The following is a 267-nucleotide window of genomic DNA, read 5'->3' as shown; positions in this document are numbered from 1 at the left end:
CCATATTCCGACAACGCCGGAGCTGGCGAAACTGAAGCAAGTGCTGTGCTATGACGGTTATCTCACGCCGCAAAATCCGGCGAATCAGCACCATTGTATTGGTGCCAGTTATCATCGCGGCAGCGAAGAGACGGCGTACAGTGATGAAGATCAGCAGCAGAATCGCCAGCGGTTGATTGATTGTTTCCCGCAGGTACAGTGGGCAAAAGAGGGTGATGTCAGTGGTAAAGAGGCGCGCTGCGGTGTGCGTTGTGCTACTCGCGATCA

The 267-nt window shown here is 54.3% G+C and carries 1 protein-coding gene; it reads left to right on the top strand.

The window, feature by feature from the left end; translation table 11 throughout:
* The coding region (locus NE584_RS19415) for a hypothetical protein (RefSeq protein WP_256183557.1) at positions 1-267 on the top strand (267 nt) is incomplete at both ends.

The sequence above is a fragment of the Clostridium sp. DFI.5.61 genome, assembly GCF_024462915.1.
In the GTDB taxonomy this organism is placed as follows: Bacteria; Bacillota; Clostridia; order Oscillospirales; family Oscillospiraceae; genus Lawsonibacter; species Lawsonibacter asaccharolyticus.
This window is presented reverse-complemented; position numbering and strand designations above follow the sequence as displayed.